8 protein-coding genes and 2 pseudogenes are annotated in these 8,799 nt (G+C 66.1%); 7 read left to right on the top strand and 3 right to left on the bottom strand.

Annotated features, from left to right (window positions below):
- Nucleotides 1-73: pseudogene (locus MHY29_RS09740) on the bottom strand (transcriptional regulator); the annotation flags it as partial.
- Between the two features lie 506 nt (nucleotides 74-579).
- Between MHY29_RS09740 and MHY29_RS09745 the strand changes: the two are divergent.
- From MHY29_RS09745 to MHY29_RS09770, 6 genes are all read left to right on the top strand, one after another.
- On the top strand, nucleotides 580-1,158 hold the full coding sequence (locus tag MHY29_RS09745; protein ID WP_036313342.1) for a recombinase family protein: 579 nt from the start codon (nucleotides 580-582) through the stop codon (nucleotides 1,156-1,158).
- A gap of 52 nt (nucleotides 1,159-1,210) precedes the next feature.
- The gene (locus MHY29_RS09750; RefSeq protein WP_145033652.1) at nucleotides 1,211-1,723 is read left to right on the top strand and encodes a helix-turn-helix domain-containing protein; all 513 of its coding nucleotides are present in this window, start codon (nucleotides 1,211-1,213) and stop codon (nucleotides 1,721-1,723) included.
- Nucleotides 1,723-1,953, top strand: a complete 231-nt coding sequence (locus MHY29_RS09755; protein WP_222427465.1) for a PIN domain-containing protein — start codon at nucleotides 1,723-1,725, stop codon at nucleotides 1,951-1,953. The genes MHY29_RS09750 and MHY29_RS09755 overlap by 1 nt, the downstream gene beginning before the upstream one ends.
- Before the next feature lie 24 nt (nucleotides 1,954-1,977).
- Nucleotides 1,978-2,295 (top strand): PIN domain-containing protein, encoded by a 318-nt coding sequence (locus MHY29_RS09760; RefSeq protein ID WP_260979630.1) that lies wholly within the window; start codon nucleotides 1,978-1,980, stop codon nucleotides 2,293-2,295.
- A 214-nt stretch (nucleotides 2,296-2,509) separates the two neighbouring features.
- Nucleotides 2,510-3,253: a hypothetical protein gene (locus tag MHY29_RS09765; protein ID WP_129867028.1), complete on the top strand. Its 744-nt coding sequence runs from the start codon at nucleotides 2,510-2,512 to the stop codon at nucleotides 3,251-3,253.
- Nucleotides 3,250-4,353 carry an XRE family transcriptional regulator gene (locus MHY29_RS09770; protein WP_051995340.1) on the top strand — a complete coding sequence of 368 codons (1,104 nt, stop codon included), beginning with the start codon at nucleotides 3,250-3,252 and terminating at the stop codon, nucleotides 4,351-4,353. Before MHY29_RS09765 ends, MHY29_RS09770 begins: the two co-directional genes overlap by 4 nt.
- Nucleotides 4,354-4,413: 60 nt before the next feature.
- Here the strand turns inward: MHY29_RS09770 and MHY29_RS09775 are convergent, their stop codons facing one another.
- Entirely contained in the window at nucleotides 4,414-7,248 is a 2,835-nt protein-coding gene (locus MHY29_RS09775; protein ID WP_239240751.1) for a DNA methyltransferase, read from the bottom strand.
- A 42-nt stretch (nucleotides 7,249-7,290) separates the two neighbouring features.
- Entirely contained in the window at nucleotides 7,291-8,073 is a 783-nt protein-coding gene (locus MHY29_RS09780; protein WP_073116909.1) for an abortive infection family protein, read from the bottom strand.
- A 59-nt stretch (nucleotides 8,074-8,132) separates the two neighbouring features.
- On the opposite strand from MHY29_RS09780, the pseudogene MHY29_RS12525 reads away from it, so the two are divergent.
- A pseudogene (locus tag MHY29_RS12525) lies at nucleotides 8,133-8,229 on the top strand (IS5/IS1182 family transposase); the annotation flags it as partial.
- Between the last annotated feature and the right edge of the window lie 570 nt (nucleotides 8,230-8,799).

Genomic DNA, 8,799 nt, shown 5'->3' on the forward strand with positions numbered 1-8,799 from the left:
GGGATCGAGTGGGGTCGGCCAGTGCACGACCCAGGCGGTTCATCACGTCGAGACGCGAAGCAATAGTCAGCATGGACTGAACTATACAGCGCGAACTGAACACTCGGTCACAGGCGTCAGCGATTCTGACGCTGTACGTGACCTGCTGACGCGCGTGAACATGCTTGAGGAGCAGGTGGAGGACGGCGACGGCAGGATCCCGGCCAGCCTGATCCAGCGCTTCCGAAACAAGGCCGTTGAGACCCTCGCGGACGAGTCTGCACAGCGCATCATCCCGGTCCTCAGCACGATCTACGTCCTGCTCGGGCTGCCGCCGCTCACTGCCTAACCACATATCCACCAGTGCCCGCCGCATGGCGCCACCGTGCTCCCCAGCGCGCCAGGACGACTCCCCTCCTGGTCAGCGCGCTTGGCCACCGATCCCGATGTCTCGCGCAGGGTGGCTCCGCTGCCCGCGCTCGTCCTATTGGCCGTCGAGCCGGGTATACCCCTTTACACACCCCCCGGCCCTACGAGATCATCACGTCAGAGTGGGTTCAGTTCGGACCCGTTGGACACATCTGACGGAGGGTCTTAGACGTGGTTGGACAGACGGTGGCCTATGTGCGGGTGAGCTCGGCCGAGCAGAACCTGGATCGTCAGCTCGAGGCGGTGGGGGAGTGCGACCGGATCTTCGAAGACAAGATCTCCGGCAGCTCACGTGCGAAGCGCGCGGGCCTGGCCGAGCTGATCGGGTACGTGCGGGAGGGGGACCTGGTGAAGGTCGCCTCCATGGATCGCCTGGGCCGGGACACCCGGGACTTGTACGCGATCGTGGACGAGCTCACGGACAAGGGATGTGCGGTGCAATTCGTGTCCGAGCGGATCACCGTGGACAAGTCCGGCACCTCCCCGGTGGACGGGCTCATGCTGGGGATCTTGGCCGCGTTCGCGGAGTTCGAGCGCCGACGGATCAAGGAACGTCAGGCCGAGGGCATCGCCCTGGCCAAGGCCCGCGGCAAGTACGTGCAGGCCCCGAAGCTCTCGGGCGCGGACGTGGAGCAGGCACGCGTGATGATTGACATGGGCATCCCGAAGGCCGAGGTGGCGCGCACGTTCGGGGTCAGCCGGCAGACGCTCTACACGTCGTTGTCTCGTGGTGCAGGAGCTGAGGGGTGAGCCCGACCGCACGGGGTTGCGATTTTTTCGTTTGAAGTCTCATACTGCGTGCATGGAGACCAAGCCCAACGCCACGCGCACGGTGCTGCCGCCTGCAGACCTGGAGGAGATGCTCGATCTGAGCAGGTTCCTGGGGGCCCTGACGCAGCCGGCCGCGTTGCTCGGTCCGGACGGGCAGACTGTTCCCCTTCCCTTAGAGGCGTTCAACGTCCTGCGGGAGGTGGCCGAGGCCATGCAGGTGGGCAAGGCCATCACCGTGGCCCCGGTGGATCAGATGCTCACCACCCAGGAGGCGGCGAACTTCTTGGGCATCAGCCGCCCCACGCTCGTGAAGCTGCTCGAGGGCGGCGAGCTTGCCCATGAGCTGACCTCCGGTGGCCGCCACCGGCGGGTGCGCCTGCAGGATGTGGTGCAGTACCAAGAGGCCAAGCGTCGGGACCGCCGCGCCGCCCTGGAAGACCTGACCGGTTCGGCCTCCGAGGCGGGTCTCTACGACGAGGACGCGGATCGGTACCGGCAGGCTCTGCGTCAGGCCCGCCGCGACCTGGGGCGGCAGGCCCGGTAGTGGCCCGCTTCAGTGCCGTGCTCGATGCATGCGTGCTGGTGCCCATCGCGCAGGCGGACACCCTGCTCTACATGGCCGAGGCCGGCCTCTACCGGCCCTTGTGGAGTGAGCGGATCCTCGAGGAGACCATCCGTGCGTTGGAGACCATCCACCCGGACATGCGGGAGACCGGGGCGGCCCGACGCCGGGCCGCGGTGATGAACCAGGCCTTCGACGACGCGTGCGTGTAAGGGTGGGAGCAGCTCGTTGGGGCCATCGATCTTCCCGACCCGGATGATCGGCATGTGGTGGCCGCCGCGGTCCAGGGGCGGGCGGATCTGATCGTGACGGCCAACCTCAAGGACTTCCCTGCCGAGGTGCTCGGCCGGTTCAACCTGCAGGCCCAGGATCCGGACGAGTTCTTCATGAACCAGCTCGACCTGGACCCGGCCCAGGTGATGCGCTCTGTTCAGGTGCAGGCGGCGGCCACCCGTAATCCGCCTCTCACGGTGGCCGCCGTCCTGGCGAGCCTGGAGCGGTGCGGGGCGGGAATGATCGCCGAGGCAGCCCGCGGCCAGACCTGGCGGCTGTAGAACGGGCGGGCGGAAGGAAGCTGCACGGGCATGTCGTCGCACGCGGACGCAGAAGGGGGCTATGTCATCCGACTGATGCCCCCGTTGGCTGGCCGGACGCCACCGTCCTAGCGTCGAGGTTTAGCTTGGACGGCGTTACTTCAGTCTTGGCAAGTTTTTATGCACCCCGACTTGAGTTGTAGCCGTGATCGAGCATCTGTGCTTTACTGTGTGAGTGGATCGAGCCGAAGAAGCAGCCCAGAGGGCGTTGCATACTGTCGTCAACGAGTGCGCCGAGAGCGGCCTGACCGATGCCTTGCGGGGGCTGGTGCAGGAGGTCTATACGACCAACCTTGACCGTTACGAGCCCGACGAGCTCGGTGACACCCCTAGGTCCTTCGGTTTTCAGTGCTACGAGAACCTGAAGGAGAGGGCGCCTCGTCGAGCTCACCATGATGTGCGCGAACATTCCGATGCGCATTGGCGTATCTCGGGGCTCCACGTGGCGACCCCAGGAGGCGTCCTCACCTTCGAGTTCGCGGGCGCACGCTTCGTAACGATGAAGGTTCCCTACGGGCAAGGGCGCAATCCGAACTGGGGTGGGGGCGTCGACTGGGCTCATCAAGATAGCCAGGTCAGGGCGGCAATCGCCGCAGAGAACTCCGAGGTTCTGCAGTATCGGACCCCTGCCGCCGGAGCTGCGTCGCTCTTCGCGCACCCAGGGTCGCCCGGAACTGTACAGAACTTCATGCTCCTGTGGGGCGGGGAAGCCAAGACTCCACTGACCGCGGGCTGGCTGGCCGTTCCCGTGCTCGGTGAGAGGCCCTTCATCGCCCACGAGAGGCTCTGGTGGGATGCCGACCGTGACGCGCAGGTCACGCAGACGCCCATGCCTGATCGTGGCCCGAACTTCGACGAGAGGCCCGCGGCAGCCCTCTCGATGGCTCTGAAGCAGCGGCCCCAGGAAGGTCAGGCGTGACCCGCATTTCACCTCTCTCGGCTGCGGGCACGGACTTCGATGGCACTCGGCTCACCGTGGCCAGGAGGCTGCGCCGAAAGACCAAGGCCACCCTCGCCCGAGAAGTAGGAGTCACCCCGACCGCCATCGCGCAGTTTGAGAAGAACCTCTCGAAGCCGACTCAAAGTGTCCTGGCCCGACTTTGCTTGCAGCTGGGCTTGCCTCGAGAATTCTTCGGCGCCGGACGACCTCTTGCGCTCTTGCCTGCGTCCGGGGCGCACTTCCGCTCGTTGCGCTCTACGTCCGCTACCTCCAGGGAGCAGGCGCTGGCCTACGGCGAGTTGTGCCTGGAGCTGGTTGATCTGATCGGTGCCTACGTCGATCTTCCCCCGGTGTCGCTGCCCGAGCTGGAGCTGCCCGAGGAGCTGACCGATGAGGCCATCGTTGAGGCGGCTCGGCTTACTCGTTCGACCTGGGGCATCGCGCCAGGTCCTCTGCCCTCAGTGGTCCAGACGCTGGAAGCCCACGGGATCATCGCGTTGCGCCTGCCGGTGGAGACGGACGCGGCTGTAGACGCGTTCTCGACGTACTCCGGAGCACGGCCACTGGTTTTTCTCTCCCCAACCAAGGATGACAAAGCGCGTAGCCGGTTCGACGCGGCCCATGAGTTGGGCCACCTGGTTCTGCACCCCGACACCGAACCGGGGTCGAAGCTAGTGGAGCAGCAGGCCCACCAGTTCGCCGCTGAGTTCCTCATGCCTCGAGACGAGATCATTGAAGACCTGCCCCGGCGCATTAACTGGCCGGCGTTCCATGAGCTCAAGCGCCACTGGGGGGTCAGTCTGCGTGCCCTGGTTTACCGTGCCCACTCACTGGGACGGCTCTCCGAGGCCTCGTACAGGCGCGCCAATCAGCAACTATCCGCCTGGGGGCATCCGGAGCCCGGGCCCCTTGGCCCGGCGGAATCGCCACAGGTGCTCGGGATTGCTCGTCAGTTGATCACCGATGGCGGATACGACTTCGAGGGCATCATGGCCGCTGGCCGTATCGCTCCCGAGGTGGCCGAAGCGGTCATGGATGCCGCCTCGACCGTCCGACCGAAGCTGCGGTTCGTCATCTGACACGGTCCGATCTCTGCCACCAGTGCCGGTGCTTCTACGCCTTCTCCATATGGCGCGCTGCTACGAAGTCAGCTGGGCATAACGGGCGAAGAGTAGCTCCTGACGCTCCAGCTCGGTGCGGCACCGGCGGGGTGCTCCCATGATCTTGTCCATCACCGCGTCCAGCCCGTCGTGGGCCTTGACCAGGGCCGGGTCCATGCCCAGCGGGGCGTAGTGCTGGGCCAGGGATCGCTCGGGGTGGAGAGCCCGGGCTTCGAGGACTTTCTGGCCAGCCTTGGCTAGAGAGGCTCGGTCCTTGTCGGTCAGAGCAGGCAGGGGGAAGCCGTTCCAGGTGATCGTGCTGGAGAACGAGATGCGGGACTCCAGTCGTCCTCCGACGGTCTTCATCCAGGTGATGAACATCGAGGAGGAGGCCACGGCGAAGACGATGCCGTCGGGGTCCACGGCACCGTAGACCTTGTTGGAGATGATGACGTCGGGCTCGAAGTGGGCCACGGGCAGGTAGGCGCGCCCCTCACTGCTGACTTCTGGGATCCCCACGAAGGGCACATCGGAGACGAGGCCGCGCTGGCGGAACAGGTGGGGGAAGCGCGCCCAGTCTCGGGTGGAGGCGGCCTTGGACTTGGCTCGTTCGGTGGCGACACCCTCGAGGCGGCGCTTGAGCTCGGGGGAGCGGGAGGGTGCATCCGGGTCCATGTCGGTCAGCCAGAGGCACCAGCGTCGCTGGCCGCGGATCAACTCGACCGCACCGACGTAAGGGCGCACGTAGGGGGCCATCACGGGGTCGGCCATCACGGCCTGGTACTGCTCTGCGGTGACGATGAGGTTGCCGTCATCCGTGGGCTTGGAGCCATAGACGACCTCCGGCATGTCGGGGGCGAGCGGGGTGCTGCGCTTTTGCACCAGCACGTCGGGTCCGTCCACCAGGTAGGCGTTGATCGTCTTCACCCCGGGCACCTCGCGGGCCTCGCCTCGTGCGTGCTCGTATTTGAACAGGCGTGCCTTGGCGTCCCGGTCGCGGGTGAAGCCGATGATCACGCAGTGCACTGCGGCCTTGCCGGGGGCCTGGGAGTCCCACGCGAAGGTGCGGTGGGCGAACTTGATCCGCCAGCCGGCGGCGAAGATCGGGGCGAACAAGCGGGCCGGCTGGTCCCCCTGCACGATCGAGTTCGTGGTTACGAACGCCCACTCCCCATCCCGCTCAGCCAGCAGGCGCAGGGTCAGTGCGTGCCAGGAGGTCACGAAGTCCAGGCGGGAGAGCTGCTTGCCTTCTCCCCAGGCCGCCTGCATTAGCGCCAGCTGGGCAGCCGTGCGGGTGTGGTCACCTAGGAACGGGGGGTTGCCGAACACGAACGTGCGCCCGGCCGGGGCGGGGAGGGCCTGAGACCAGTCGAGGGTGAGCGCGTCGTGTTGGTAGATCGTGGCGGTGATCTTGATCGGCAGGCGTACCGGGGCCTGGCCGAGCGCGGCGGCCAGCTGCCGGTTGGCCTGGTGGTCCACGAGGAACATGGCGGTCTCGGCGATCTTGGCCGGCCACCAGTTGATCTCGATTCCGTAGAACCGGTCGATGTGGATCCGCTGGTCCAAGCTCACGTCTAGGGACAGGTCCTGAGATCCGGTGCGGCGGCGCTGGTCGGCCAGCAGGTCCGTCTCGATCTCGCGCAGCTTGGCGTAGGCCAGGTTCAAGAAGTTGCCGGCTCCGCAGGCCGGGTCGACGTAGATGTTGGCGGCCATCTCCTCGATCAGCCCGATCACCTCACGCCGGGTGGTGGTCTTGTTCTGGATGAGTCGGTCCGCTCGGGCGCGGTACTCGTCCAGGAAGAGCGGGCCGATGGTCTTGAGGATGTTCTCCTCGGAGGTGTAGTGCTCTCCGTCCCCGCGGCGGGCCTGCTTGGACTTGACCAGTTGGAACATGGAGCCGAATACGGCCGGGGAGATCTGGGTCCACCGGAACCGGCAGGCGGCCACGAGCGCGTCCCGGAAGTCGCGGGTGAGGAAGCCGGCCGTGGAGGTGCCGTCGAAGATGCCGCCGTTGACGTAGGGGAAGCGGGCCAAGGAGTCTGGCACGCCGCGGCGGCGGTTCTCCGGGGTGTTGAGCACGCGGAAGAGCGCGTCCAGCTGGGGGCCGAGGTTGTCGGCGGTGGTGTCCCACTCCACCCAGCGCTGGAACAGGTCGGCCTCCCACAGGCCGGCGTCGTCTCCGTAGAGCAGGAACAGCAGCCGGGTGAGCAGGATCGAGGCCTGCTGGGTGGCGAACTCCTCCTCTTCGGCGTCCTCGGGGGCCTCCTCGCCTACGGGTACGTCCACCTCGTCCCCGACGAGGGCGGTGAACATGGAGGCCATCAGCTGCGCGGCCGCGATGGAGGCCTCTTGTTCCTCGGTCTTGGTCACGGTGTCCTGGCCGGCTAGGAACATCAGCTGGTCCACGTGGTCCGCAGCGTCTTCTACGCCGAACTCGGCCACCCAGCCGGCGTCTCCGAGACGTTCGACGCGGATGCGGGCGAAGTCCGTGACGAGCACGTACTTGGGCCACTCGTGCTGACCGATGGACCCGCCGGCGAGGTAGTCCAACGCCTGGGCGTGGGCCACGTCGAGGTTAGCGCCCAGGGACTTGGCCTCGCCCAGGGCGACACCGGACCAGAAGAAGTCGATGTAGCCGGCCCCACCGGTGGAGGCGCGCGCGGCCCCGCGCTCGAACAGGTCGATGCGTTCGGGGATCACCCCGAAAGCGCGTAGCAGGTCGGACCAGAACTGCTGGGCGAAGGACTTCTCCGTGTGGGTCTGTCCATCGGCGCGCCAGCGGTCGATGCGCTGACCCCAGGCATGTCCGAAGTCGTCCAGGGCTGTGCGGATGACGCCGCGATCTGCAAGTTGCTCCACAGGCACAACGTACACGGGGCCCTGCCGTTCTAAACCTAAGAATCGGGGCCGAGAGGGTCAGCTGGAAACGGGCGGTTTCTCTACGTGGGTGTCGATGAGGAAGCCGGCGATGGCGAACCCCGCGTTGACCGCGAGCTTGGCATGGCGAGGTGCTGGCCCCACAGAGCGCTTGCCTCGACCGTGGGCGTCGCTGAGGGCATTCCTCATCGCGGCCAGTCCTCCAACAAGCGTTGCCGCCCCGCTGAGGATCTGCTTGATGATCTGTTCGCTGTGCTGATCCGGTGCCACCTGCATCGCACTTGAGGTGGCCTTGTAGAGCCGAGCGAGATCCCACCCGTCTTCGTACTTCACTCCGCGTTCATCGCAGATGTGCTTGCACACGCTCTCGATGGTGGTGCGGGTCGCGGTGATAGCTCCGTCTGGGTCGTCCTGGACTTTGGTCAGCGCGGCCTGCCAGGACCTGTTGACGGCCTCCCAGTCCTCGAGCTTCTGCAGGGACTCCTGTGCTGCCTGCGCGCCGGGGGTGCCGGCGGAGAGGAGCATGGCCCGTAGCCGGGTGAGCTCCCCTTCAGGGGGGCGGCCGTTTTTGAACTCGCCGTCGTAGGAACACAACTCCAGTAGCACGGCGCGTTGTTGAGGCAGCGGAAGAGAATGCAACCCGGTCTGGAAGATCTGCCATCGGGAGGGGCTCCCGTTCCACCGATAGGGGCCCAGCACGTCGGTGTAACGAGCGAAGAAGTCATGGAGCTGGGGGCCGCTGAAGCCTGTCTCCTTGGCGAAGAGCGAGGTGGCTAGAGAATCGATCCGGAACGGCAAAAGCGTTGGAGAGGTAGAGGCCATATACGCTCCTAGGGCGTGTCTGACAAACAGTCTAGGGGCCCACTGGCACCTTGGAAGGCATGTCCCGTTTCCAGATGCTCTCCGATGCCCAGTGGGAGCTGATCGCCCCGATGCTGCCTACTCACACGGGCCGGCCCGGCAGGCCCTTCTCGGATGCGCGGATGATGATCGAGGCCATCATCTACCGGTACCGGTGCGGGATCGCCTAGCGCGATCTGCCCAAGGTCTTCTGGCCGCGGCAGAGAAGTGTGGACCTGGTATCGACGCATGGCCGAAGAAGGCACCTGGGATCGGGTGCTTCAGATGCTGATCGCCGCAGCGGACGCGGGCGGTGCTCGCGTAATCCAAACGATTGTCAGACACGCCCTAGTGGCTGTGCTCACCCTCCTGGCCACCATCGTGCTCAGCTGGGTCGGTCTGGGAAGTTAGGCAGCCGCCGACGCCTGAAACGCCGGTAGCGTCGGCCGCGCGGGACACGAGGTACCCCTAACGACCAGCAACTGGGCTCATGTTGGGGACCTTGGCGGCATCCTAAGGCGCCCCCCCTGAAGAGGGTCGCCTTGTGCACCACCACAACGCTGACCGTGACGCGGTACTGACCTGACAGGTCCCATCGGTGCCCGCGTCCTTAACTGCACTTGGTTAGGGGCGGGCGCCGTCGTATGCGGTGGCGGCAGACCCTAGTGATTCCACGGCCGGTGTGCAGGGTCTGGGTCTGGGCCAGGT

Origin of the sequence: Micrococcus sp. ACRRV, from assembly GCF_022346985.1 — a bacterium.
In the GTDB taxonomy this organism is placed as follows: Bacteria; Actinomycetota; Actinomycetes; order Actinomycetales; family Micrococcaceae; genus Micrococcus; species Micrococcus porci.

Excerpts from the sequence above, each read along its gene's own strand:
- MHY29_RS09750 (WP_145033652.1), top strand. The coding sequence starts at position 1,211 with ATGGAGACCAAGCCCAACGCCACGCGCACGGTGCTGCCGCCTGCAGAC.
- MHY29_RS09780 (WP_073116909.1), bottom strand. The coding sequence starts at position 8,073 with ATGGCCTCTACCTCTCCAACGCTTTTGCCGTTCCGGATCGATTCTCTA.